Below are 22732 nucleotides of genomic sequence, written 5' to 3'. Positions count from 1 at the left end.
GCGATGGGCAAGCCGCTCATCCGCCTCGCCAGCGTCCGGCGCGATTTCGGCGAGGGCGAGGCCGCGGTCGCGGCGCTCGACGGCGCCGATCTCGTGATCGAGGCCGGCGAAATGGTCGCGATCGTCGGCCAGTCCGGTTCGGGCAAGTCGACACTGATGAACATCATCGGCTGCCTCGATCGCCCGACCGGCGGCAGCTACGAGATCGACGGCCGCCCGACACGCGACCTCGACCCGGACGAGCTGGCGCGGCTCCGGCGCGAGTATTTCGGCTTCGTCTTCCAGCGCTACCACCTGCTCTCGGAACTGACCGCGCTCGCCAATGTCGAAGTGCCCGCGATCTATGCCGGCGTGCCGCCCGGCCCGCGCCAGAGTCGCGCCGCGATGCTGCTGGAGCGGCTGGGCTTAGCCTCCCGCGGGACGCATCGGCCATCCGAGCTTTCCGGCGGCCAGCAGCAGCGCGTCTCGGTGGCGCGCGCCCTGATGAACGGCGCCCGCGTCCTCCTCGCCGACGAGCCGACCGGCGCGCTCGACCGTAAGAGCGGTGAGGAGATGCTGGCTCTGATCGATGAGCTCAACCGCGAGGGCCACACGGTCATCCTCGTCACCCACGACATGAATGTCGCAGCGCGTGCGCATCGCATCATCGAGCTCAGCGATGGCCGCATCATCGACGACCGGCGCACCGCGCCGCGCGCTGAAGCCGTACCACCGCCCTCCCCCGTCCCGGCGCCGGCCGGGCGGATGCGCGCCGCCTTCGGCCGCCTCAAGGAAGCCTTCGGCATGGCGGTGCGGGCCATGACCGCCCACAAGCTGCGTACGACGCTGACCATGCTCGGCATCGTCATCGGCATCGCCGCCGTGGTCAGCGTCGTCGCGCTCGGCGAAGGCGCCAAGCAGAACGTGCTCCAGAACATCTCCGGCCTCGGCACCAACACGCTGGAGATATTCCCCGGCGCCGGCTTCGGCGACACGCGCTCCGGCCGGGTCAGGACCCTGACCGTGCTCGACGCGCAGGTCCTCGCGGCCCAGCCCTATGCCGCGAGCGTGACGCCGACGGTTTCGACCAGCGCGACGATCCGGCTCGGCAATGTCGAGGCGTCGGCGCTCGTCAACGGCGTCAGCGAGCGCTATTTCGACGTGCGCGGCAGCGTGCTGACGCGCGGCTCCTTCTTCACCGCCGAGGATGTCCGCACGCTGGCGCAGGACGTCGTCATCGACGAGAATACGCTCGGCGTGCTCTTCCCGAACGGCACGGCCAACCCGATCGGCACGGTCTTCCTGATCGGCACCGTGCCCAGCCGCATCGTCGGCGTGATGCGCCAGCAGCAGGGCGGCTTCGGCGGCAGCCAGAACCCGCAGGTCTTCATGCCCTACACCTCGGTGCAGGGCCGATTCCTCGGCGATCTCTCACTGCGCTCGATCACGCTGCGCGTCGACGACGACACCCCGATGGCGGCGGCTCAGGAGGCGGTGACGGAGCTCCTGACCCATCGCCACCGCGCCAAGGACTTCTTCATCTTCAACCAGGACGAGATCCGCAACACCATCACCGCCACGACCCAGACGCTGACGCTGATGATCTCCTCGATCGCCGTCATCTCGCTGCTGGTCGGCGGCATCGGCGTGATGAACATCATGCTGGTCTCGGTGATCGAGCGCACCAGCGAGATCGGCCTGCGCATGGCGGTCGGTGCGCGCCGCAGCGACATCATGCAGCAATTCCTGATCGAGGCCTCGCTGGTCTGCTTCATCGGCGGCGCGCTCGGCATCGGGCTGGCGCTGGCCATCGGCTATGGCTTCGAGGCCTCGGGCTCGCAGATGCGGTTCATCTATTCGGGCGAGGCTTTCGCCGTCGCCATCGCCTGCTCGACGCTGATCGGCCTGACCTTCGGCTTCCTGCCGGCGCGCAACGCCGCGAAGCTCGATCCGGTCGCGGCTCTGGCGCGGGACTAGCTGCGCGCTCCGCGTCGCGGCGCTTCCGGCATGAGCCGCCCCGCACTCGCGAGGATAGCGTCGGCCAGCGCCCGCGCCGCCGCCTGGTGCGACTGGCCACCGATCACGACGAACTCGATCGTACCCAGCGGCGGCAGCGCCTCGCGCGGCTCAACCTCGGCGAGACCCTGCGGGATCAGGCGGGCCGAATGCGCAGTGAGGCCGAGCCCGGCCACCGTCGCCGCGCGCAGACCCGCGAGGCTGCCGCTGGTGCAGGCGACGCGCCAGGCGCGGCCCGCCCGCTCCAGCGTCTCGATCGCATGGACCCGCGTGATGCTCGGCGGCGGATAAAGCACGAGCGGGACGACCGGCTGCTCGGCAAGCCGCGCGCCCGGCCTGCCCGCCCAGACCAGCCGCTCCTGCCAGGCGACCTCGCCGCGCGCGTCGCCCTTGCGCCGCTTGGCGAAGATCAGGTCGAGCTCACCTGCGTCATATTGCTCGTAGAGCAGGCCGCTCAGCCCCACAGTCAGCTCCAGATCGACCGCATGGTGCTGCATGGCGAAGGCCGCCAGGATCTCCGGCAGAGCCGTATAGGCGAAATCCTCGGAAACCCCGAGCCGGAGCCGCCCGCGCAGAGTCGAGCCGGCGAGATAGCGCTCGATCCGCTGCCCCGCCTCCAGCGCCTGCCGCGCAAAGGGCAGGATCGCGTCAGCATCCGGCGTCGGACGCACGCCATGGGTGTCGCGCTCCAGCAGGCGCCGGCCCAGCCGCTTCTCCAGCCGCGCGACATGCTGGCTGACCGAGGACTGGCGCAGGCCGAGCTGGCGCGCCGCCTCGGTGAAGCTCAGCGTCTCGCAGACCTTGAGGAAGCTCTGCAGCAGGACGGGATCGAGTGGCTTCGGATCGGGATCAAGTATCATCATGATCCATGATAGCCGATATCGAAACCAACATGGATCACAATGAGGCGGCAAGGGATTACAACGCGGCACCGCACCGGAAGGACCACCATGCTCCGCCGCACCCTCGCCCGCTTCGGCATCGATCCCTATCTGATCGCCCTCATGGCCACGGTCGCAGCGGCGGCCGTATTCCCCGCCCATGGCGCCGGAGCTGAGATCGCAAGCGATGCCGTTTCGGTCGCGGTCGCGCTGCTGTTCTTCCTTTATGGCGCAAGGCTGTCGCCGTTGGCGGTCTGGGAAGGCCTGCTGCACTGGCGCCTGCAATCGCTGGTCTTCGCCAGCACCTATGTGCTGTTCCCCCTCCTCGGCCTCGTGCTCACCCGCGTCTTCGCCGGCGTCCTGCCGTCCGAGCTGATCGCCGGGCTGATCTTCGTCTCTATCCTGCCCTCGACCGTGCAATCCTCGATCGCCTTCACCTCGATCGCGCGCGGCAATGTCGCCGCAGCCCTGTGCAGCGCCTCGGTCTCCAACCTCTTCGGCATGGTTCTGACACCGCTGCTGGTCGTGCTGCTCCTCGATTCGAAAGGCGGCGGCTTCAGCACCCGCGCCGTCGAAAGCATCGCGCTCCAGCTCCTGCTGCCCTTCGTCGCGGGTCAATTGCTGCGCCGCTGGATCGGGCCCTTCCTGCAACGCCACAAGGCGCCGATCTCGTTGGTCGACCGCGGCTCGATCCTGCTCGTCGTCTATGCCGCCTTCAGCGAAGGCATGGTCGCCGGCATCTGGTCGCAGGTGACGCTCGCCGATCTCGGCCTCGTCATCGTGCTCGACGTCGTCCTGCTCGCCGCCGTGCTGGCGATCACGACCTTCGCCAGTCGGCGCCTCGGCTTTTCGAAGGAGGACGAGATCGCGATCGTCTTCTGCGGCTCGAAGAAAAGCATGGCGAGCGGTATTCCGATGGCGAACATCCTGTTTCCCGGCCAGGCGCTCGGCCTGATCGTGCTGCCGTTGATGCTGTTCCATCAGGCGCAGCTCTTCGCCTGCGCGGTCCTCGCTCAGCGCTATGCGCGCCGCCCGGTCCATCCGCAGCCGGAAACGTCCGACGAAGCGGCGTTGGTCACCGCAAAGGCGTGAGCCTGCCACCCGCTACTGGCAGCATCATTCATCGCGCGCGGGAACAACCCGGCCGGTCCGCAGGTTGTTCCCCTGCACGGCGAAGCCGGCACCCTCTCAAACCAGGATTCCCCGATGCTCATCGGGGAGCGATCATGGAGGCGAGACATGCAGCAGAACGACAAGACCCAGCACGAAATCCGGAAGATCGCCTATGATCTCTGGATCAAGGACGGGCAGCCCGAGGGCCGCGACCGCGAGCACTGGGAAGCCGCCAAGGAAATCTGGGCCTTCCGCAGCCACAACCACGTCCTCGACGAATCCAGCGATTCCGGAACGGGTTCGGCAAAGAAGCGTCAGCAGGCCTCCGACGCGGCCTGATCGCCAAGCCGGCCGCCATGGGCCGACGACAAGCAAAATAGCTCGTCAGGCAAGCGCCGCCATGCGGCGCCTCAGCCTCAGGGGCAGACATACCCCATCGCGTCGGGCTGGCAGCGCGCGCCCGTAGGCAACACCAACGCCCCGCGTTCGCGCTTCACATAGTCGCCGTTCGGCAGGGTGAAGCCGCCGGTATAATCCGGCGTGACACGTGTTCCGTCCGGCAACGCGAGTTGTGCGCCGTCGCGGACGATTCGCTTGGCAGAAGGAGCCGCAGTCTGCTGCACAGGCTGAGGCCGGGGTGAGACACAGCCGGCGGCCAGAACGGCAACCAGGCTGGCGGCAATCAATGTCCTGATCATGCGTTTATCTTTGCCGCGCCTGACGGCAAGGTGCAACCCCGTCGCATACGCATGCTGCAGCGCGATTCTGGCCGCCTGCCGCCGGGAATTATCCGGCCTCACCTGTGCGGTCCTGCGAAACCGCCGCCGACTGCCGCTCAGCGGCGCGGTCGAGGCATTCGGCCATCTGGGACGTGCCCCAGCCGAATTTCGAACATTGCGCCGTTCCGACGGTATAGTCGCGGGTGGGATGATTGGACTCTGGCGTGCCATTGCAGCCGGTGAGAGCCAAGGTGATGATGGCGAGCGCCAATCGCATTGGGTTTCTCCTTGCTGTGGAGGCGGCGATTAAGGCCTAACCTCACCTGCGCTTCAACCTCGTTCGCTCCTGTCCACCAGAGGCCGGTGGCCTCGGCTGCGATCACTGGCGAGGAAAATCGTCGCGGCAAGCGACAGCACGTCACCGGCAGGGCCGGGGCTTCGCGCCGAATTGTGAATGGTACGATGATCGCAGGGCGATAGAGAGTGGCGGACAGGGAGGGATTTGAACCCCCGATACCCTTGCAGGTATGCCGCATTTCGAGTGCGGTGCATTCAACCACTCTGCCACCTGTCCGCGGTCGCCTTCGGTCGAAGCGAGGCGGTTACTACACAAGCAGCGCCCGGGGGGCAAGCCTCTCCGATATGAGAAATCCACTCTTCACAGCCGCTTTCGCTTGACCTCATCCGGCCGTGCGACTATCGAGCACCGTCCGGCGTGGGGAAACCCGCGCCCGATCTCTTTTGGCATGTGCGCTGCGTCGCATGCCGGATGAGCAAGCCAGACCACGCAATCGACTGCCAAAAAGCCGTCCCACGGGCCTCCATCCGGAAGCCGCGACAGGACGGGGCCGAACATGGAGGACAAAATGTTCGCAGTCATCAAGACCGGCGGGAAGCAGTTCCGCGTTACCGCCAACGACAAGATCACCGCTGCCAAGATCGAAGGCAACGCCGGCGACACCGTCGCTTTCGATTCGGTGCTGATGCTCACCGAGGGCGAGAAGACCACGCTCGATGCCAAGGCCCTTTCCGAGATCACCGTCGTCGGTGAGATCGTCGAGCAGGCCCGTGGCGAGAAGGTCATCGCCTTCAAGAAGCGCCGCCGCCAGAACTCCAAGCGCAAGCGCGGCTTCCGCGCCGAGCTGACCGTCATCCGCATCACCGACATCCTCACCGGCGGCAAGAAGCCGGAGATGAAGAAGGCAGATGCCGCCGCTGCTCCGGTCGCCGCCAAGGCGAAGGCTGCGCCGAAGGCCGCCAAGGCCGAGGCTGGCGAGGCCGAGGCACCGAAGAAGGCCGCGGCCAAGAAGGCCCCTGCCAAGAAGGCCAAGGACGAGGCGTCCGAGGCCTGAGACCGGGTTTCCCGGCGTCGATATCCACGCCGGATCACCATTGCCGAGGCTCACGTCCCGGTCTGTCGCTCCTGACAGAATGGTGTTCCGGCATTTCGTATCCGATGCGGGTGGCTTTCGCCGCCGATTCGGGTTAGAGAGACACGACAAGTTTTGAGGTAGGGCGTTATGGCTCACAAAAAGGCAGGCGGTTCATCCCGCAACGGTCGCGATTCCGAAGGCCGGCGCCTCGGCGTCAAGAAGTTCGGCGATCAGGCCGTCATTCCCGGCAACATCATTATCCGTCAGCGCGGCACCAAGTGGCATGCCGGCGCCAATGTCGGCATGGGCAAAGACCATACCCTCTTTGCGACGGCGAATGGCCGAGTCCGATTCACGACGAAACTCGGCCGAGCTTTCGTGAACGTAGTCCCGGCCCAAGAGGCCGCAGAGTAATAGGCGGATAGGGAAATCTCTCGATCCGCCGGTTCCATCGAACCGAACGGATCAAGGGTTAAAAGGCCCGAATAGGGTCTCCCGAAGGTCAGCGAAGGGGAGATGGGACCAAAGTCCCAGCTCCCTTTTTTCGTTTGCGCCGACGGAGAGACGATATGTTCCCCGAACTGACCCGCGACGATGTCTTCCGGCTCGAGACCCGGCGTCTCTGGCTGCGTTGGCCCCGCATGGCCGATGCCAATGCGATCCTGCGCCTTGCCGGCGAAAAGGCGGTGGCGGAGATGACGGCATCGATTCCCCATCCCTACCCGTCCCAGGCGGTCGAGCCCTTCATCTTCGGGGCCCGCAAGGGCAATGCGCTGGGTGAGCACCTCATGCTGGCGATCACGCCGCGTTCGAAGCCGAACGAGCTGATCGGCATGATCGGCGCGCACAAGCAGGCTTCGGGCGTGCCCTTCATCGGCTACTGGCTCGGCACTCCGCACTGGGGCAAGGGCTACGCGACCGAGGCGGTGCAGGGCCTGATCGACAGCCTGTTCTCGCTGATCGACCTGCCCGCGATCGAGGCGGATACCCGCGTCATCAACCCGGCTTCGCGGCGGGTGCTGGAGAAGTCCGGCTTCCGGGCCGAAGGCTCCTTCCTCAAGTCGCTGCCGGCGCGCGGCGGGCTGTTCCCCTGCGAGCAGTTCCGGCTCGACCGCTCGACCTGGGCGGCGCTCAAGAGCTGGAGCGCCAGCGGCTGGGCCCATGCGCCCGAGCTGGAGCCGGAGGAGCAGCCCGTGCGCGGCCAGCCGGCGCTGGGCATGCCATCGCGCCGCCAGCAGGAGCAGGCCGAGCCCTGCCCGGCGTAAGAGCCTGCAGCCGTCATGCTCGCCCTTGTGGCGAGCATCCACGTCTTGAACACGGACTATGACCGACGAAGGCGTGGATGGTCGGGACAAGCCCGACCATGACGGAACCGCAGTTTCGTCTTACTTCACGAACGTCCCGTGCAGCTCGTCCTCGATATGCACGCGGATAATCTCCTCGAAATTCGCCTCCGCCTTGAAGCCGAGTGCCAGCGCCCGCTGCGGATCGAAGTTGCGCGGCCAGCCGGCGACGATCCCGTCGATCACCGGATCGGTCTCGCGACGGATGCGCTTCACCACGTTCTCGCCGGCGACCTTGCGCAAGGTCTCGATCTGCTCGGCGACGGTGCAGGAATAGCCCGGCATGGTCAGCGCCCGGCGCGGGCCGATCGCGGCCGTGTCCATCGTCGCGGCATGGACGAGGAAGCCCACCGCCGAGCGCGGCGAGGCATGCCAGTGGCGGACCTGGTCGGACACCGGCAGCACCGCCTCCTCGCCGTTCAGCGGCTCGCGGATGATGTTGGAGAAGAAGCCGGAGGCCGCCTTGTTCGGCTTGCCCGGCCGCACGCAGATCGTCGGCAGGCGGATGCCGACGCCATTGAAGAAGCCGCGCCGCGAATAGTCGCAGAGCAGGAGCTCGCCGATCGCCTTCTGCGTGCCGTAGCTGGTTAGCGGCGTGGTGAAGAACTCGTCCTCGATCTTGTCGTGAAAGGGCGCGCCGAACACCGCGACCGAAGAGGTGAAGACCACGCGCGGCGTGTAGCCCTCGGCATGGCGGATCGCCTCGAAGAGATAGCGCGTGCCGTCGAGATTGATCCGGTAGCCCTTGTCGAAATCAGCTTCGGCCTCGCCCGAGACCACCGCCGCAAGATGGATGATCACTTCCGGCCGCGTCGCGATCAGCTTCTCGGATTCGCCGTGGATCGAGAGATCGGAGACCACCGCCTCGAAATCGAAGGGCGCGGCCGGCGGCGGCGAAGCCACGACAACGTCCTGCGCCGTCACGCGCGTCACTGGCTTCCCGCCGAGCTGGCCGTCGCGCGCCAGCCGCTCGATGAACTTGCGGCCGACCATGCCGGCGCCGCCGAGAACGAGAATATGCATCGGTTCTATCCTGAAGGTTTGCTTTGAGTTTCGTCAGTTCGGGAAATGGCCGCCGAGGTCGTCTGCGATATGGACGCGGATGATCTCGTCGAAATCGCGTTCGGCCGTGAAGCCCAGCGCCAGCGCACGTTTGGCATCGAAGCGCGTCGGCCAGCCCGCGACGATCGCAGCGGAGGCCGGATCGGGCGCACGCCGGATCAGCTTCACCGCCCTTTCGCCGGCAATGCGCCGAAGCGCTTCGATCTGCTCGCCGACGGTGACGCAGACGCCGGGCATGGTCAGGTTGACGCGCGGGCCGAGCTGCTGGCGCGAGAGCCCGGCGGCATGGACCAGGAAGCCAACGGCCGAGCGCGGGCTCGCATGGGTGAAGATCACCTCGTCGCCGACCGGCAAGAGCGCCTCCACGCCCTGCAGCGGCTCGCGGATGATGCCGGAGAAGAAGCCGCCGGCCGAGGCATTGGGCTTGCCCGGCCGAACCACGATCGAGGGGAAGCGGATGCCGACGCCCTCGACGAAGCCGCGCCGGGAATAATCGGCGAGCAGCAATTCGCCGATCGCCTTCTGCGTGCCGTAGCTCGTCAGCGGCGTGACGTGGAATTCGTCGGAGATCGACGGCGGGAACGGCGCGCCGAAGATGCCGCTCGAACTGGTGAAGACGAGCTTCGGAACATAGGCAGCACCGCCCTCGTGCCGGACCGCCTCCAGAAGGTTCAGCATGCCGTCCAGATTGACGCGGTAGCCCTTGTCGAAATCGCGCTCGGCCTCGCCGGAGATGATCGCGGCGAGATGGAAGATCAGGTCCGGCCGCAGCGCAGCGAGCTGCTTCGCGACCGCCACGTCGCCGGCATCCTCGACGCGGATCGTCGCCCGGCCGGCAAGCTCGGACGGCAGCGAGGCTGGAACCACATCGGTCAGCGTCAGCCTGTCGATCGCCTGGCCGGCGCATTGGCCTTCGCGCGCCAGACGCTCCGCCAGCCTGCGGCCGACCATGCCGGCCGCACCCGTGATCAGAACATGCATGACCTCTCCCTGTCCGGTTCGCGTCTCGGGTCGCTCTTGATGGCAACCGCGTCAGGAAAATGGAGGGCGGCAGGCGCCCTCCATCAGGAAGCAGGCTTCAGAGGGCGAAGCCGCCATCCGCCAGATGGATCTGGCCGGTGGTGTAGCTTGACTCGTCCGCTGCAAGGTAGACGGCGAGCGCGGCGATCTCCTCGGCCGTGCCGAGCCGGCCCATCGGCTGGCGGTCGATGAAGGCCTGCCGGGCGGCAGCCTCGGTCGTCTTCGTCGCCTGAGCGAGGTCCTTGATGCGCTGGTCGAGCGAGGGCGACTGGATCGTGCCGGGGCAGATCGCGTTCGCGCGCACACCCTTCTTGATGTAGTCGGCCGCAACCGCCTTGGTCAGGCCGATCACTGCCGCCTTGGTCGCGCCATAGGCGTAGCGATTCGGGATGCCGCGCACCGAGCCGGCGCCCGAGGCGATGTTGACGATCGAGCCCGAGCCCTTGGCCAGCATGCCCGGCAGGAAGGCCTGGATCGTGCGGTGCATCGACTTGACGTTGAGGTCGAAGGAGAAGTCCCAGGCCTTGTCGTCGGTGTCGAGCACGGTGCCATGATGGACGAAGCCGGCGGCGTTGACGAGGATGTCGACAGGCCCGACCTTCTCGGCAAAGGCGTTGACCGCCTTGCTGGAGAGCACGTCGAGCTTGCGCTTCTTCGCCTTCGGAATGCCCTCCAGCAGGGCGACGTCCTTGTCGGTCGCCCAGACGGTGGCGCCCTCGGCGACGAAAGCCTCGGCGATGGCCCGGCCGATCCCCTGCCCCGCGGCGGTGACGACCGCGACCTTGCCCTTCAAACGTCCTGCCATGCTCGTTTCCTTTTATTGCCCGGCTTTTGCTAGGGTTTTGCGCATATGGGTCAGCCGCCGGTCGGCCATGTCCTCATGATGCGTGATGGCGAAGCCCAGCCGCTCGTACCAGCCGATGCGCTGGGTCAGCTTGGCATGGGTGTAGAGATGGACCGAAGCATAGCCGAGCGCCTGCGCCCGTTCGTCGGCGAAACCCATCAGCGCGGCCCCGAGCTTGCGTCCGCCGGCCTCGGGCGCGACAGCGACGCTCCAGACGGTGAAATCCTCAGGCTCGATATCGAGCACCAGCGCGGCTTCCAGTTCACCGCCCTCGCCTTCCGCGAGCCAGACCTCATGCTCGGCGACGACCTGTGTGTAGTCGGCGATGCGGGGCAGCGAGGGCACGCCGATGATGCTTTCGTTCGGCGTATAGGCGGCGTTCTTGAGCGCGAGGATCGCCGGGATATCGGCAAGCCCGGCCCGGCGCAGCGCGACCGCGCCGACATGGCCGCCGGTCTGATTGAAGGCGCCGAGCGAGAGCTTCTGCTGGCCTTGAGCATCGAAATTGGACGGCGCCAGCCAGCGCCGGAAAGCCTGCGCCCGCACCGGCCATTCGCCATCGAGGATCGAGAACCAGGCGGTGTCGCGATTGGCGCCCTTCACCACCATGTGCTGGCGGAACAGGCCCTCGTACAGGAAGCCGAAGCGCAGGGCGGCGCGCTTGGAAGGCTCGTTCCGGTTGTTGCACTTCCACTCGTAGCGACGATAGCCGAGCGAGAAGCCGTAATCGCCGACGAGATAGATCGCCTCGGTCGCCGCGCGTGTCCGCTGCAGGGCCGGCGAATAAGTGATCCAGCCGACCTCGAACACGCCGTGCTCAGGCCGGATCTCCATGATCCAGAGATGACCCTTGGCCTTGCCGTCGGCCTTGTCGATCACCGCGAGCGGCACGATCCCGGCCTTGGCCACCATCGAGTCGAGCAGGGCGCGGTATTCGTCCTTGCTCTTCGGCGGCGCGGCCGGGAGCCAGGCCCAGACATCGTCGCGCGCGACATCGCAGGCCCAGATGTCGTCGATATGCCTGGCGACATCGAGCGGCTCCAGCCGGCAATACTGGCCTTCCAGAACCTTGGCCGGCGGGAACGGCGGCGCCTTCCAGCCTGCGGGAACCGTGGACTGAGCGGGCGGTGCGATCATCGGCATCATGGCTTCGTCATCTCCTGCCAGCCAGTGAGATCAGCAGTAACCGTCCAGCTGGCGCCCAATTCTTCGCGGATCGCCTCGACGATGGCCGCACCCTCCGCTTCCCAGGCCAATTGCTCGACGGCGTCGGGAAAGCGCGAGCGCGCCTCGTCATCCTCTTCATAGATCGCGTCGAACGCATCCATCCAGGCTTCCAGCCGGTCCGCGAGATCGTCGGACAAGCCCGCATCATCGGCATCGATGGCCTTGCGCCGGCCCTTTGCGTCGATCGCCCAGAGGCCGCTATGCCCAAGCCAGGCCGGGGCGATGAGCAGGGTCTGGCTCACGAGCGCGCCTTCAGGTCCGCGGTGAAGAACGGGTTCAGCGGCGCCGAGGGGCCGTTGCCGGCAAAGCCCTTGAAGCTGCCCTCCTCCGCGATCAGGCGCGTCGCCTCGATGAAGGCGGCCCAGGCCGCCCGCGCCAGCGCGCCGCCGATCGAGATGCGCCGTGTGCCGGTCGCCGCGATATCCGCAACCGACAGTCCGAAATCGCCGTAGATCAGCGTGTTGACCGGCTTGCCGCCGGCCGCGGCGACGATCGCCGCGATATCGGCCGGGGTCTTCGGGCCGGGCGCATAGAGCACGTCGGCACCAGCGGCCGCATAGGCCTCGATCCGCCGCACCGATTCCTTCAGCGGCTCGGCATGGCCGGTCAGGTAGCATTCGGCGCGCGCCGTCAGCACCACGCCGGAGCCGGTCTCGTCGATCGCCTTGCGCGCCGCCTTGATCCGCTCGACCGCGAGTTCGAACGGATAGAGCGGCTCGTCCTGGCGCCCGGTCGCATCCTCGATCGAGAGGCCGGCGACGCCGGTCGCGACGCAGAGCTTGACGTTGGCGGCGACGCCATCGGGCGTATCGGCATAGCCGTTCTCGAAATCGGCATTGACCGGCAGGTCCGGCACCGCTTTCACGATCTCTGCGAGGTGGCTCAGCATCATGTCGCGCGGCACGTCCTGGTCGGCGCGCCCCTGCGTGAAGGCATAGCCCGCGCTCGTTGTCGCCAGCGCCTTGAAGCCCTGCCCGCGCAGCCAGCGGGCCGAGCCAAAATCCCAGGGATTGGGCATCACGAAGCAGCCGGCCTCGTGGAGCTTGCGGAAGGCTTCGACCTGGGGGCTCTGTGCCATGATTTAAATCGTTTCAAATGGAGGCGGAACGAACGACTGCCATAGTGTCGAGGGTCGTATCGTTTGTCAGCCCCGTTGGGCGCGCGTCGCGCAGCGAACGCCGATGCGCGGGCGGAATGGCGTGGGGAGCGGCGCGGGCGAAAGCACGCCGATGAAATGTGTCATCCCGCACGCGCCGCGGCGCGAAGTGCCGCTGCGCAGATGCGGGATCGTCCGACGAGAAGGCGCCCATCGCCGCGCTCGATAAGGCACCTTTTCCGGGTGACGGTCCCATGTCTGCGCCGCGGCATTCACATGCCGCAGCGCGCACGGGAAGACACCCTTCAAACGCGCTTCACGTCAGTGGTTGTCGCGCGGAATGCCGAACTTCTTGTGGATCTTCTGGTACTTGACCGCCGGCTTGAGGACCATGCCCTCGGAGAGCTCGTCGACGATCTTGCGCTGGATCTCCTGCCAGGGCGTCTGGCTCTTCGGATACTTGTAGCCGCCGGCCGCCTTGAACGCCGCCTTGCGCTCTGCCAGCTCCTCATCCGAGATCAGGATATTGGCGGTGCGCTTCTTCAGGTCGATGCGGACCTTGTCACCCATCTTGAGCATGGCGAGCCCGCCGCCGGTCGCCGCTTCCGGCGAGGCATTGAGGATCGAGGGCGAACCGGACGTGCCGGACTGGCGGCCATCGCCGACGCAGGCGAGCGCCGTGATGCCCTTCTTGATCAGGTAATCCGGCGGCCGCATGTTCACGACCTCGGCTGCGCCCGGATACCCGATCGGGCCGACGCCGCGGATGAACAGGATGCAGTGCTCGTCGATGGCCAGCGCCGGATCGTCGATGCGGTGGTGGTAATCCTCCGGCCCGTCGAAGACGATGGCGCGACCTTCAAAGGCCATCGGGTCCTTCGGGTTCTCCAGATAGCGCTTGCGGAATTCCGGCGTGATCACGCTGGTCTTCATGATCGCGGAATCGAACAGGTTGCCGGAGAGGTTGAGGAAGCCCGACTGGGCCTTCATCGGCTGGTCGTAGCTCTTGATCACCTCGCGGGCGATCGAGAAGGCGCCCTTGCAGTTCTCTTCCAGAGTCTTGCCATTGGCGGTGATCGCGGGCTTGAGCTTGCCCTTCTCGATCAGCTCCGCGATCACGGCAGGCAGGCCGCCGGCGCGATAGTAGTCCTCGCCAAGATACTCACCGGCCGGCTGCAGGTTCACCAGCAGCGGGATATCGTAGCCGACCTTGGTCCAGTCCTCGTTGTCGAGCTTCACGCCGATATGCTTGGCGATGGCGTTGACATGGACCGGCGCATTGGTCGAGCCGCCGATCGCCGAGTTGATGACGATGGTGTTCTCGAACGCCTCGCGCGTCAGGATCTTCGAGGGGATCAGGTTCTCCCAGACCATCTCGACGATGCGCTTGCCGGTGAGATAGGCCATCTCGTAGCGGTCGCGGTACGGCGCGGGGATCGCGGCGGCGCCGGGCAGCGTCATGCCCATGGCTTCGGCCAGCGAGTTCATCGTCGAGGCCGTGCCCATCGTATTGCAATGGCCGGCCGACGGCGCCGACGAAGCGACCAGATCGACGAAGCCCTTATAGTCGATCTCGCCGGCCGCCATCATCTGGCGCGCCTTCCAGACGATCGTGCCGGAGCCCGTGCGCTCGCCGCGGAACGAGCCGTTCAGCATCGGCCCGCCCGGCAGCGCGATCGCCGGGATGTCGACCGTCGCGGCCGCCATGATCTGGGCCGGCGTGGTCTTGTCGCAGCCGGTCGTCAGCACGACGCCGTCGAGCGGATAGCCATAGAGAATCTCGACGAGGCTGAGATATTGCAGGTTGCGGTCGAGCGCCGCGGTCGGGCGCTTGCAGGTTTCCTGGATCGGATGGATCGGGAACTCGAAGGGCACGCCACCCATCTCGCGGATGCCGTCGCGGACACGCGAGGCCAGCTCGATATGGTGGCGGTTGCAGGGCGCGATGTCGGAGCCGGTCTGGGCGATGCCGATGATCGGCCGGCCCGATTGCAGCTCTTCCCGCGACAGGCCGAAATTCATGGTGCGCTCGATATAGAGCGCGGTCATGTCGGCATTGTCGGGATTGTCGAACCACGCCTTCGAGCGCAGCTGCTCGGGCTTGATGCGCCGAACGGGCTTCTTGCCGGGTGCCTTGGCCATCCTCGTTTCCTCTCGTTCGGCGCGGCGCTGGCGGCCGCTTGCCGATCTCACATTCAAACGATTTGAGACTAGCCATCATGCCGATCGCCCGCGGCTCGGCAAGGCCCAATCTGGCTGATAGTCATACTATTTAATCATGCTGTATGCAGCATGCAACAATCCCGCAATGCGCCGCCCGCGCTTGCCAGCCGTGCCGCTTTGGCGCCAAGACAAGCGAGCCGGCCGCCACGCCAGCGAAGCTCGAGGAAACGCGCCATGCCCCTTCACGTCGTCCCCTCCTTCTCCCGGATCGGCGAGGAGAACGCCTTCGCCGTGCTGGCGCGTGCCACCGAATTGCAGCGCCAGGGCAAGGACATCATCAATCTCGGCATCGGCCAGCCGGATTTCTCGACGCCGGACCATATCGTCGAGGCCGCGGTGAAGGCGCTGCGCGACGGCCACCACGGCTACACCCCGGCCAATGGCATCCTGCCGCTGCGCGAGGCGGTTGCCGCCGACCTGCACAAGCGCTTCGCGGTCGAGGTTTCGCCCGAGAGCGTGATGATCGTGCCGGGCGGCAAGGTCACCATGTTCATGGCGATCTTGATGTTCGGCGAGCCCGGCGCCGAGATCCTCTATCCGGACCCCGGCTTCCCGATCTATCGCTCGATGATCGAATATACCGGCGCGACGCCGATCCCGGTGCCGATCCGCGAGGAGAACGGCTTCGCCTTCTCCGCCGAGGAGACGCTGGCCCTGATCACGCCGAAGACGAGGCTGCTCATCATCAACTCGCCAGCGAACCCGACCGGCGGCGTCACGCCCAAGGCCGAGATCGACAAGCTCGTCGCTGGTCTCGCCAAATTCCCCGATGTCGCGGTGATGTCGGACGAGATCTACGACCAGATGGTCTATGACGGCGAGAAACATGTCTGCCTGCTCAGCTATCCCGAGATCCGCGACCGGCTGATCCTGCTCAACGGCTGGTCCAAGACCTATGCCATGACCGGCTGGCGCCTGGGCTACTCGATCTGGCCCAAGCCACTGCTCGACAATGCCCGCAAGCTCGCGGTGAACTCGCATTCCTGCGTCAACGCCCCCGCGCAATGGGCGGGCCTCGCAGCACTGACCGGCCCGCAGGACGCGGTCCATATGATGCTCGCCGAGTTCGACCGGCGCCGGAAGGCGGTGGTCAAGGGCCTGAACGGCCTGCCCGGCGTCTCCTGCATCGAGCCCAGGGGCGCCTTCTACGCCTTCCCGAACGTCTCGCAGACCGGCTGGAAGGCGAAGAAGCTGGCCTCGGCCCTGCTGGAGGAAACCGGCGTCGCCACCATCGGCGGCCCCGATTTCGGCGTCCATGGCGAGGGCTATATCCGCCTCTCCTATGCGAACTCCCTCGATAATATCGAGAAGGCGCTGGAGCGGATGAAGACCTTCCTCAGCACCGCAAAGGCCGCCTGACCATGGTCACCTGCTACCTGCGCTACGTCATCGATCCCCATAAGCTCGAAGCCTTCGAGGCCTATGGCAAGCTCTGGATCCGGTTGGTCGAGAAGTTCGGCGGCAAGCATCACGGCTATTTCATGCCCTCAGAGGGCGTGTCGAACGTCGCGCTCGCGATGTTCAGCTTTCCATCGCTGGCCGCTTATGAGGATTACCGCAAGCGGTCCTTCAATGATCCCGAATGCCAGGCAGCCTTCGCGATGAACGAGAAGGAGCGCTTCATCATCAGCTATGAGCGCTCGTTCTTCAGGCCGGTCTTCGAGGACGACCAGGGCGTCAAGCGCGCGCCCTGAAGCGACCGCACAACCCCATCGTCTTTGCGAGGCGCAAAGCGACGAAGCAATCCAGGGGCGGCAGAGCGCTACGTCTCCCTGGATTGCTTCGCTACGCTCGCAATGACGGTTACGCGGCTCAGTTCCGCGCGCTGGCGGTCACGCCGGGATCGACCTTGAAGCTCGAGGCCTCGATCACGGCGGTACCGATCATCGTCTTCACGGAGATCCGCACCGGCACCATCACGTCCGTACCGGCGATCGGCGCGAGCCAGGTCGTGATGTCGCGATTCTCCGCCATGAACTTGGTGCTGGGCCTGAGCGCCCTGTGGCCGGCGATCGGCACGAAGCGCGCCTGGCAGATCGAGACCGGGCCGCTATAGCCTTCGAGCGTGACGTTGCGCGTGCCGGCGCTCGACAGCTTGATGTCGTAGCGCGCCGCACCGTCGAAGATCGGCAGCGTGCGGTTGCAGGCGCCGTCCTTGCCCTTGCCGTTGACCGGCATCAGGAAGGCGCTGAGCGGATCGACGATATTGCGTTTGTGGCTGTCGTTGAGCGGCACGCGATCGGGTTTCTCGTCGATCGGTGGCTCGATATCGATGCCGGCGACGCCGCCCTCGGCCAACGCCATCCTGACGGTCCGGCTCTCGCTCGAATTGGCGGAGCTCACCGCGAAGGTCTTCGGCGCGAGCCGGCCGCCGACGAGCGTGCCCGTGGCCGCGCCCGAGCCGCGCCCGCCGGTGACGCCACCGGCGATTCCCGTCAGCTTCGCTGACATGTCGAGCTTGTAGCCGGAATTGTCGATTCCGCCGCTGAGGCTCGCCGTGCCCAGGGTGATTCCCAGCAGAGACACGTCATAGCGCGCGTCGAGCGAGGCCGCGCCGGCTCCCGTGCCCAGACAGGCGGCGAGGACGAAGCCTGCGAGGGACGATGCGGCGGCGGACTTCATCCATTGTCTCCGGAACGGCGCGATCCTGCGCTGAATGCACTGTGAATCGGCCCGAATCGTGACCGACTTCCCCGCGCGGCGAAGCGACGGCCGGTTGAAGCATCGGACCCCGATCTTTACACCCCGTTAACGCTGAAGGCCATGTGAACGGCTTGCCGGAGTTTTCCTTGACGCAAGCTCCGCCCTTGGCTATGGAACCGCGACTTCAATTTGACTTCCGGTGCTCGCCGGCACGTCACGTGTCGGTTTTTTTGTTTGAGCGCCCCCGGGGATGTAAGGAACGATATCATGGCCCGCCGTTGCGAACTGACCGGGAAAGCCACCCAGACCGGCCACCTCGTCAGCCACTCGAACCGCAAGACGAAGACGGTCTTCCGTCCGAACCTCGTGAACGTCACGCTGCAGTCGGACGCCCTCGGCCGTTCGGTGCGCCTGCGCGTTTCGGCCAACGCCCTGCGTTCGGTCGAGCATCGCGGCGGCCTCGACGCCTTCCTGCTCAAGGCTGCGGCCGGCGACCTCTCGACGGGCGCTGCCACGCTGAAGCGCGACCTCGAGAAGAAGCTCGCCGCCAACTGAGTGGGCTTTAACCCTCGGGTTTGAAGGAAGCGGCCGCAAGGCCGCTTTTTTCGTTTGGGCGCATCAGACGAAGATGACTGGCCGCCACGCGCGCCATCCCCTCGCCCCTTGCGGGAGAGGGTTAGGGTGAGGGGTCTCGCGACACTGCTCGCAAGCGTTTCATGGCGTTCTCCGAAGCTTTCAAGACCTGTGCGCCCCCTCATCCGGCCCTCCGGGCCACCTTCTCCCGCAGGGGGAGAAGGGAAGGCCTCACAGCAGCTCGAACTCCAGCAGCAGCGTGCGCTGCAGGAACGAGAAATTGTCGTCCGAGATCAGGGTCAGCACCGTGCGCCCCTCCTCCAGATGGACCGACAACCCCTCCATGTTATCGATCTCGAAGCCGAGATCGGCCTCGATCAGGCGCTGACCGTCCACCAACGCACCCGGCCGGATGTCGCGCCCGGCGATTCGCCTGATCCGCATGCCGACGCCGCGCAGCGGCTGGTACCAGCGCTCCAGCACCAGCATGTCGCCGGATGGCAGGAAGGCGAGATCGGTGATGTCGTAGCCGTCATGCCGGGCGAGCCTGAACAGGCCGGGCTGCGGGCCGCCGACAAGCGCGCCGAGCGTCGGCTCGTCCTCCTTGCCCGAACGTTCCGCGATCGCGACCAGCGCCCCCTTCAGAGGCCCCACGGGCATGACGCCGAGCGCCTCCAGCCCGCGATTGCGCGGCAGGCGCTTCAGCTCGGGCGGCACAGGCACGGGCCGGGCCCGCGCCTCGACGCCATCGCGCGCCCAGTCGAAACGCGCGATCTCGTGCTTGCGCTCGATGCCGACATAAGCCGTGCCGTCATGGACGCAGAGGCTTTCGGTGTCGTAGAGCCCCGAGCGCGAGAGCGGCCGGCCGGAGCCGCCGAGAATCGCCGCCATCTCGACATCTTCAAGCCCGGTCAGCTTGCCGTTGCTGGAGCCGACCTTCGCGGTCAGCCAGTAGCCACGATCCGTCACCGCGACGAGATCGCGTCCGCCATTGAGGCGCGCGAGACCTGACAACCCGCCGAAGCGCGGATGGCCGGAGGAAAGCACGAGCCCGCTGCGGAATTGCAGTGCACCGAAACGGCGCTGCTCCGGCCGCCGCGGCTCGAAAGCCGTGATCGGCCGGGCAGAGACCCCGATGGGGAACCGGGTCTGCTCGACCGCCAGCGCGGCGCTGGGCAGCGCCAGCGCGCCGAGCCCTGCCAGCGCGGCGCGGCGCGTGAGACGCATCAGTGGCCGCGGCGCTTGGCGCCGGAACCGCCCGGACCGTCCTCTTCGAACAGCTCGGCGAGCTTCTCGGTCATCACCCCGCCGAGCTCCTCGGCATCGACGATGGTGACCGCGCGACGATAATAGCGCGTCACATCATGGCCGATGCCGATAGCGATGAGCTCGACCGGCGAGCGCGTCTCGATCTCGGCGATGACATGGCGCAGATGCCGCTCGAGATAATTGCCGGCATTGACCGAGAGGGTGGAATCGTCGACCGGCGCGCCGTCCGAGATCACCATCAGGATTTTGCGCTGCTCGGGTCGGCCGAGAATGCGCTTATGCGCCCAGTCCAGCGCCTCGCCGTCGATATTCTCCTTGAGCAGCCCCTCGCGCATCATCAGCCCGAGATTCTTGCGCGCGCGCCGCCAGGGCGCGTCCGCCGCCTTGTAGATGATGTGGCGGAGATCGTTCAGGCGGCCGGGATTGGCCGACTTGCCCGATTGCAGCCAGGCCTCGCGCGACAACCCGCCCTTCCAGGCGCGCGTGGTGAAGCCGAGCAACTCGACCTTCACGCCGCAGCGCTCCAGCGTCCGGGCCAGGATGTCGGCGCAGGTCGCCGCGACCGTGATCGGCCGGCCGCGCATCGAGCCGGAATTGTCGATCAGCAGGGTGACGACCGTGTCGCGGAAATTCGTGTCCGATTCCTGCCGGAAGGAGAGCGGCTGGAACGGGTCGAGGATGATGCGCGGCAGGCGGGCCGGGTCGAGCGCGCCCTCCTCCAGGTCGAATTCCCAGGTCCGGTTCTGCTGCGCCATCAGGCGCCGCTGCAAGCGGTTGGCGAGGCGCGCAACCACACCCTGGAGATGGGCGAGCTGCTTGTCGAGATAGGCGCGCAGACGCGTCAGCTCCTCGGCGTCGCAGAGCTCCTCGGCCGTGACGACCTCGTCGAACTTCTGGGTATAGGCCTTGTAGTCAGTCTGCGGCCGCTCGTTGCCGCGGCTCTCGCGCGGACGCGGGGCCTCGCCGGCCTCCTCGGATTCGGAGTTCTCGTCCTCCTCCTCCCAATCGCCGGCCGGCGCGTCGGTCGCCTCGGAGGCGCCCTCCTGCAGTTCCTCGGTCGCGTCCTCGCTGACCTCGACCTCGGAACGGTCGGCGCCGCTCTCCTGTTCGGATTCGCCGTCCTGCTGCTGCTGATCCTCGGAGGACTGGTCCTGGTTGTCCTCGTCCTCGTCCTGCTCGTCGCCCTGCGCCGTCTGCTCGGCCATGTCGAGCGCGGCCAGCATGTCGCGCACCGTGCGGGCGAAGCCACGCTGGTCCTCGATCGTCTTGGTCAGCCGGTCGAGATCGCCGCCGGCCTTGGCCTCGATCTGCTCGCGCCAGAGCTCGACGACCTTCTCGGCCGCCTTCGGCGGCTTCAGGCCGGTCAGGCGCTCGCGCACCATCAGCGCCAGCGCATCTTCCAGCGGCGCGTCAGCCCGGTCGGTGATTTCCTCGTAGCGGCCGCCGCGATGATAGCGATCTTCCAGCATCGCGGTGATGTTGCCGGCCATGCCGGACATCCGCCGCGCGCCGATCGATTCGACGCGCGCCTGCTCGACGGCGTCGAACACGGCCCGGGCGGCATCGCCTTCCGGCGCAGCGCGGCGGTGGATCGCGGCATCATGGCAGGCGAGGCGCAGCGCCATCGAATCGGCATGGCCGCGCAGGATCGCCACGTCGCCGGGGCTGAGCTTGCGCGGCGGCTCAGGCAGGCGCGCCCGCTCGCCGACCAGCGAGGGCTTGTCGGCAGCGAAGACGACTTCCATCTCCGGCTTGCGCGCGATCGCCTTCATGGCGCCGGAGATCGCCCGCTTCAGCGGCTCGGCCGGAGCCTCTTTCGGCGTTCCTGGCTTGCGGTTCGAGATGGACAAGACTGAGGCCGTCCTCTGGGTTCCGTGACTGTTACCGCGACCGGCCGTCGTACTGGATCGACTGGAGCTCGGTCGGCTCCACACCGGCAAGGCAGCGCACATTGATCGCGACCGTCGGCGTTCCGTCCGGCATCGCGCCGCGCGCGAAGGACTCGATGCCGCAGGTCTCGCAGAAGAGATGCTGGATCTTCTGCGTGTGGAAACGGTACTCGGTCAGCGCGTCCTCGCCCTTGGTCAGGGTGAAGGCGCTGGCGGGCGAAAACGTGAGGATCGAGCCGCGGCGCTGGCAGTAGGAGCAGTTGCAGGTGATCGTCTGCGCGAGATCGGCTTCGACCTCGTAGGCGACCCGCCCGCAGTGGCAGCTTCCCTGATACTGCGCCATGGCTCGTGCCCTCCTGTTAGCTGAGCACCACGTTCGCGGCGCTTTCCGGCAGTTCCTTGCCGAAGGAGCGCTGGAAGAACTCCGCCACCAGCGTGCGCTCCATCTCGTCGCACTTGTTCAGGAAGGTGACGCGGAAGGCGAAGCCGATATCGCCGAAGATCGCCGCGTTCTCGGCCCAGGTGATGACCGTACGCGGGCTCATCACGGTCGAGAGATCGCCGTTCATGAAGGCGTTGCGGGTGAGATCGGCGACACGGACCATCTTGTTGATGACGTCCCGGCCTTCCGGCGTGCTCTGGAAATGCTTCGACTTCGCGAGAACGATCGCGACCTCGTTATCATGCGGCAGGTAGTTCAGCGTGGTGACGATCGACCAGCGGTCCATCTGGCCCTGGTTGATCTGCTGGGTGCCGTGATAGAGGCCGGAGGTGTCGCCGAGGCCGACCGTGTTGGCCGTGGCGAACAGGCGGAAGGCCGCATGCGGGCGGATGACGCGCTTCTGGTCGAGCAGCGTCAGCTTGCCGGACTGCTCCAGCACGCGCTGGATCACGAACATCACGTCCGGGCGGCCGGCATCGTATTCGTCGAAGACGAGCGCGATGTTGTTCTGCAGCGCCCAGGGCAGGATGCCGTCCTGGAACTCGGTGATCTGCTTGCCTTCCTTCAGCACGATCGCGTCCTTGCCGACGAGGTCGAGGCGCGAGACATGGCTGTCGAGGTTGACGCGGACGCAGGGCCAGTTGAGGCGGGCCGCGACCTGCTCGATATGGGTCGACTTGCCGGTGCCGTGATAGCCCGAGATCATGACGCGGCGGTTATGAGCGAAGCCGGCGAGGATCGCGATCGTGGTGTCGCGGTCGAATCGGTAATCCGGGTCGAGGTCCGGCACATGCGGATCGGCTGCGGAATAGGCCGGCACCTCGAGATCGGAATCGATCCCGAAAGTCTGGCGCACCGACAGCTTGATGTCGGGCAGGCCGGGCGCAGTCGTCGTCGTCATCATCTTGTCTCCAGGCAAGGGGCCATGACCGGAATTCGCCGGTTAACCCAGAGCCGACCGAGGAGGGAGGCGGATCGTCCCTCATTAGAGCGAAAGACCGGAAGCGGCAATTCGCAAAG

General features: G+C 66.5%; 24 protein-coding genes and 1 tRNA gene. 9 read left to right on the top strand and 16 right to left on the bottom strand.

Annotated features, from left to right (window positions below):
• The first annotated feature begins 3 nt into the window (after positions 1-3).
• The gene (locus AC6RIC_RS06675) at positions 4-1956 is read left to right on the top strand and encodes a MacB family efflux pump subunit (protein WP_499735583.1); all 1953 of its coding nucleotides are present in this window, start codon (positions 4-6) and stop codon (positions 1954-1956) included.
• Here AC6RIC_RS06675 and AC6RIC_RS06670 read toward each other — a convergent pair.
• Positions 1953-2858: a LysR family transcriptional regulator gene (locus AC6RIC_RS06670; RefSeq protein WP_499735582.1), complete on the bottom strand. Its 906-nt coding sequence runs from the start codon at positions 2856-2858 to the stop codon at positions 1953-1955. The two genes, AC6RIC_RS06675 and AC6RIC_RS06670, sit on opposite strands and share 4 nt — an antisense overlap.
• An 87-nt stretch (positions 2859-2945) precedes the next feature.
• Here AC6RIC_RS06670 and AC6RIC_RS06665 point away from each other — a divergent pair, with 87 nt between their 5' ends.
• Positions 2946-3968, top strand: coding sequence for a bile acid:sodium symporter family protein (locus AC6RIC_RS06665; RefSeq protein ID WP_499735581.1), 1023 nt, complete (start codon positions 2946-2948; stop codon positions 3966-3968).
• Positions 3969-4115: 147 nt separating this feature from the next.
• Positions 4116-4328, top strand: a complete 213-nt coding sequence (locus AC6RIC_RS06660) for a DUF2934 domain-containing protein (protein ID WP_499735580.1) — start codon at positions 4116-4118, stop codon at positions 4326-4328.
• A 77-nt stretch (positions 4329-4405) separates the two neighbouring features.
• On the opposite strand, the gene AC6RIC_RS06655 is transcribed toward AC6RIC_RS06660, so the two are convergent.
• From AC6RIC_RS06655 to AC6RIC_RS06645, 3 genes are all read right to left on the bottom strand, one after another.
• Complete coding sequence (locus AC6RIC_RS06655; RefSeq protein WP_454655614.1) at positions 4406-4687, bottom strand: hypothetical protein; 282 nt, start codon at positions 4685-4687, stop codon at positions 4406-4408.
• Between the two features lie 88 nt (positions 4688-4775).
• Positions 4776-4985 carry a hypothetical protein gene (locus AC6RIC_RS06650; RefSeq protein ID WP_499735579.1) on the bottom strand — a complete coding sequence of 70 codons (210 nt, stop codon included), beginning with the start codon at positions 4983-4985 and terminating at the stop codon, positions 4776-4778.
• 207 nt (positions 4986-5192) lie between these two features.
• Positions 5193-5282, bottom strand: a tRNA-Ser gene (locus AC6RIC_RS06645).
• 292 nt (positions 5283-5574) lie between these two features.
• Here AC6RIC_RS06645 and rplU point away from each other — a divergent pair.
• From rplU to AC6RIC_RS06630, 3 genes are all read left to right on the top strand, one after another.
• Complete coding sequence (rplU, locus tag AC6RIC_RS06640; protein WP_265056199.1) at positions 5575-6060, top strand: 50S ribosomal protein L21; 486 nt, start codon at positions 5575-5577, stop codon at positions 6058-6060.
• A gap of 168 nt (positions 6061-6228) precedes the next feature.
• A complete protein-coding gene (gene rpmA, locus AC6RIC_RS06635) occupies positions 6229-6495 on the top strand; it encodes a 50S ribosomal protein L27 (protein WP_061970119.1) in 267 nt (88 codons plus the stop codon).
• Positions 6496-6650: 155 nt separating this feature from the next.
• Complete coding sequence (locus tag AC6RIC_RS06630) at positions 6651-7346, top strand: GNAT family N-acetyltransferase (protein WP_454655588.1); 696 nt, start codon at positions 6651-6653, stop codon at positions 7344-7346.
• A gap of 120 nt (positions 7347-7466) precedes the next feature.
• On the opposite strand, the gene denD (AC6RIC_RS06625) is transcribed toward AC6RIC_RS06630, so the two are convergent.
• The 7 genes from denD (AC6RIC_RS06625) to AC6RIC_RS06595 form a co-directional block, all read right to left on the bottom strand.
• Positions 7467-8447, bottom strand: coding sequence for a D-erythronate dehydrogenase (gene denD, locus AC6RIC_RS06625; protein ID WP_454655587.1), 981 nt, complete (start codon positions 8445-8447; stop codon positions 7467-7469).
• 33 nt (positions 8448-8480) lie between these two features.
• On the bottom strand, positions 8481-9467 hold the full coding sequence (gene denD, locus AC6RIC_RS06620; RefSeq protein WP_499735578.1) for a D-erythronate dehydrogenase: 987 nt from the start codon (positions 9465-9467) through the stop codon (positions 8481-8483).
• Positions 9468-9564: 97 nt separating this feature from the next.
• Positions 9565-10311 carry an SDR family oxidoreductase gene (locus tag AC6RIC_RS06615; RefSeq protein ID WP_061970123.1) on the bottom strand — a complete coding sequence of 249 codons (747 nt, stop codon included), beginning with the start codon at positions 10309-10311 and terminating at the stop codon, positions 9565-9567.
• Between the two features lie 12 nt (positions 10312-10323).
• Positions 10324-11496 carry a GNAT family N-acetyltransferase gene (locus tag AC6RIC_RS06610; protein ID WP_499735577.1) on the bottom strand — a complete coding sequence of 391 codons (1173 nt, stop codon included), beginning with the start codon at positions 11494-11496 and terminating at the stop codon, positions 10324-10326.
• Positions 11493-11819, bottom strand: coding sequence for an immunity protein CdiI family protein (locus AC6RIC_RS06605; protein WP_499735576.1), 327 nt, complete (start codon positions 11817-11819; stop codon positions 11493-11495). The genes AC6RIC_RS06610 and AC6RIC_RS06605 overlap by 4 nt, the downstream gene beginning before the upstream one ends.
• The gene (locus AC6RIC_RS06600) at positions 11816-12655 is read right to left on the bottom strand and encodes an isocitrate lyase/PEP mutase family protein (protein WP_499735575.1); all 840 of its coding nucleotides are present in this window, start codon (positions 12653-12655) and stop codon (positions 11816-11818) included. The genes AC6RIC_RS06605 and AC6RIC_RS06600 overlap by 4 nt, the downstream gene beginning before the upstream one ends.
• A gap of 339 nt (positions 12656-12994) precedes the next feature.
• A complete protein-coding gene (locus AC6RIC_RS06595) occupies positions 12995-14815 on the bottom strand; it encodes an IlvD/Edd family dehydratase (RefSeq protein WP_499735574.1) in 1821 nt (606 codons plus the stop codon).
• Positions 14816-15070: 255 nt separating this feature from the next.
• Here AC6RIC_RS06595 and AC6RIC_RS06590 point away from each other — a divergent pair, with 255 nt between their 5' ends.
• Together AC6RIC_RS06590 and AC6RIC_RS06585 are read left to right on the top strand one after the other, a co-directional pair.
• Positions 15071-16255, top strand: a complete 1185-nt coding sequence (locus AC6RIC_RS06590) for a pyridoxal phosphate-dependent aminotransferase (RefSeq protein ID WP_499735573.1) — start codon at positions 15071-15073, stop codon at positions 16253-16255.
• A 2-nt stretch (positions 16256-16257) separates the two neighbouring features.
• A complete protein-coding gene (locus AC6RIC_RS06585) occupies positions 16258-16590 on the top strand; it encodes an NIPSNAP family protein (RefSeq protein ID WP_499735572.1) in 333 nt (110 codons plus the stop codon).
• 118 nt (positions 16591-16708) lie between these two features.
• Here AC6RIC_RS06585 and AC6RIC_RS06580 read toward each other — a convergent pair whose 3' ends face one another.
• Positions 16709-17518, bottom strand: coding sequence for a DUF3108 domain-containing protein (locus tag AC6RIC_RS06580; RefSeq protein WP_454655579.1), 810 nt, complete (start codon positions 17516-17518; stop codon positions 16709-16711).
• Positions 17519-17806: 288 nt separating this feature from the next.
• Between AC6RIC_RS06580 and rpmB the strand changes: the two genes are divergently transcribed.
• Positions 17807-18094: a 50S ribosomal protein L28 gene (gene rpmB / locus AC6RIC_RS06575; protein WP_454655578.1), complete on the top strand. Its 288-nt coding sequence runs from the start codon at positions 17807-17809 to the stop codon at positions 18092-18094.
• 249 nt (positions 18095-18343) lie between these two features.
• On the opposite strand, the gene AC6RIC_RS06570 is transcribed toward rpmB, so the two are convergent.
• Genes AC6RIC_RS06570 through cobS form a run of 4 tightly spaced genes read right to left on the bottom strand, consistent with a single transcriptional unit; the run spans position 18344 to position 22616 of the window.
• Positions 18344-19339, bottom strand: a complete 996-nt coding sequence (locus AC6RIC_RS06570) for an esterase-like activity of phytase family protein (protein WP_499735571.1) — start codon at positions 19337-19339, stop codon at positions 18344-18346.
• The gene (gene cobT / locus AC6RIC_RS06565) at positions 19339-21231 is read right to left on the bottom strand and encodes a cobaltochelatase subunit CobT (RefSeq protein ID WP_499735570.1); all 1893 of its coding nucleotides are present in this window, start codon (positions 21229-21231) and stop codon (positions 19339-19341) included. The genes AC6RIC_RS06570 and cobT overlap by 1 nt, the downstream gene beginning before the upstream one ends.
• Positions 21232-21262: 31 nt before the next feature.
• Entirely contained in the window at positions 21263-21613 is a 351-nt protein-coding gene (locus AC6RIC_RS06560) for a GFA family protein (protein ID WP_454655575.1), read from the bottom strand.
• Positions 21614-21629: 16 nt separating this feature from the next.
• The gene (cobS, locus tag AC6RIC_RS06555) at positions 21630-22616 is read right to left on the bottom strand and encodes a cobaltochelatase subunit CobS (RefSeq protein WP_454655574.1); all 987 of its coding nucleotides are present in this window, start codon (positions 22614-22616) and stop codon (positions 21630-21632) included.
• Positions 22617-22732: the final 116 nt, after the last annotated feature.

This window comes from Allobosea sp. TBD101 (genome assembly GCF_059817965.1).
The sequence above is the reverse complement of the archived record's forward strand: the minus strand, read 5'-3'. Positions and strand labels throughout refer to the sequence as shown.

Bases quoted from the DNA above. Each gene is read 5' to 3' on its own strand.
- AC6RIC_RS06675 (WP_499735583.1), top strand. From the start codon at position 4: ATGGGCAAGCCGCTCATCCGCCTCGCCAGCGTCCGGCGCGATTTCGGC.
- AC6RIC_RS06670 (WP_499735582.1), bottom strand. From the start codon at position 2,858: ATGATGATACTTGATCCCGATCCGAAGCCACTCGATCCCGTCCTGCTG.
- AC6RIC_RS06665 (WP_499735581.1), top strand. From the start codon at position 2,946: ATGCTCCGCCGCACCCTCGCCCGCTTCGGCATCGATCCCTATCTGATC.
- AC6RIC_RS06660 (WP_499735580.1), top strand. From the start codon at position 4,116: ATGCAGCAGAACGACAAGACCCAGCACGAAATCCGGAAGATCGCCTAT.
- AC6RIC_RS06655 (WP_454655614.1), bottom strand. From the start codon at position 4,687: ATGATCAGGACATTGATTGCCGCCAGCCTGGTTGCCGTTCTGGCCGCC.
- AC6RIC_RS06650 (WP_499735579.1), bottom strand. From the start codon at position 4,985: ATGCGATTGGCGCTCGCCATCATCACCTTGGCTCTCACCGGCTGCAAT.
- rplU (WP_265056199.1), top strand. From the start codon at position 5,575: ATGTTCGCAGTCATCAAGACCGGCGGGAAGCAGTTCCGCGTTACCGCC.
- rpmA (WP_061970119.1), top strand. From the start codon at position 6,229: ATGGCTCACAAAAAGGCAGGCGGTTCATCCCGCAACGGTCGCGATTCC.
- AC6RIC_RS06630 (WP_454655588.1), top strand. From the start codon at position 6,651: ATGTTCCCCGAACTGACCCGCGACGATGTCTTCCGGCTCGAGACCCGG.
- denD (WP_454655587.1), bottom strand. From the start codon at position 8,447: ATGCATATTCTCGTTCTCGGCGGCGCCGGCATGGTCGGCCGCAAGTTC.
- denD (WP_499735578.1), bottom strand. From the start codon at position 9,467: ATGCATGTTCTGATCACGGGTGCGGCCGGCATGGTCGGCCGCAGGCTG.
- AC6RIC_RS06615 (WP_061970123.1), bottom strand. From the start codon at position 10,311: ATGGCAGGACGTTTGAAGGGCAAGGTCGCGGTCGTCACCGCCGCGGGG.
- AC6RIC_RS06610 (WP_499735577.1), bottom strand. From the start codon at position 11,496: ATGATGCCGATGATCGCACCGCCCGCTCAGTCCACGGTTCCCGCAGGC.
- AC6RIC_RS06600 (WP_499735575.1), bottom strand. From the start codon at position 12,655: ATGGCACAGAGCCCCCAGGTCGAAGCCTTCCGCAAGCTCCACGAGGCC.
- AC6RIC_RS06595 (WP_499735574.1), bottom strand. From the start codon at position 14,815: ATGGCCAAGGCACCCGGCAAGAAGCCCGTTCGGCGCATCAAGCCCGAG.
- AC6RIC_RS06590 (WP_499735573.1), top strand. From the start codon at position 15,071: ATGCCCCTTCACGTCGTCCCCTCCTTCTCCCGGATCGGCGAGGAGAAC.
- AC6RIC_RS06585 (WP_499735572.1), top strand. From the start codon at position 16,258: ATGGTCACCTGCTACCTGCGCTACGTCATCGATCCCCATAAGCTCGAA.
- AC6RIC_RS06580 (WP_454655579.1), bottom strand. From the start codon at position 17,518: ATGAAGTCCGCCGCCGCATCGTCCCTCGCAGGCTTCGTCCTCGCCGCC.
- rpmB (WP_454655578.1), top strand. From the start codon at position 17,807: ATGGCCCGCCGTTGCGAACTGACCGGGAAAGCCACCCAGACCGGCCAC.
- AC6RIC_RS06570 (WP_499735571.1), bottom strand. From the start codon at position 19,339: ATGCGTCTCACGCGCCGCGCCGCGCTGGCAGGGCTCGGCGCGCTGGCG.
- AC6RIC_RS06560 (WP_454655575.1), bottom strand. From the start codon at position 21,613: ATGGCGCAGTATCAGGGAAGCTGCCACTGCGGGCGGGTCGCCTACGAG.
- cobS (WP_454655574.1), bottom strand. From the start codon at position 22,616: ATGATGACGACGACGACTGCGCCCGGCCTGCCCGACATCAAGCTGTCG.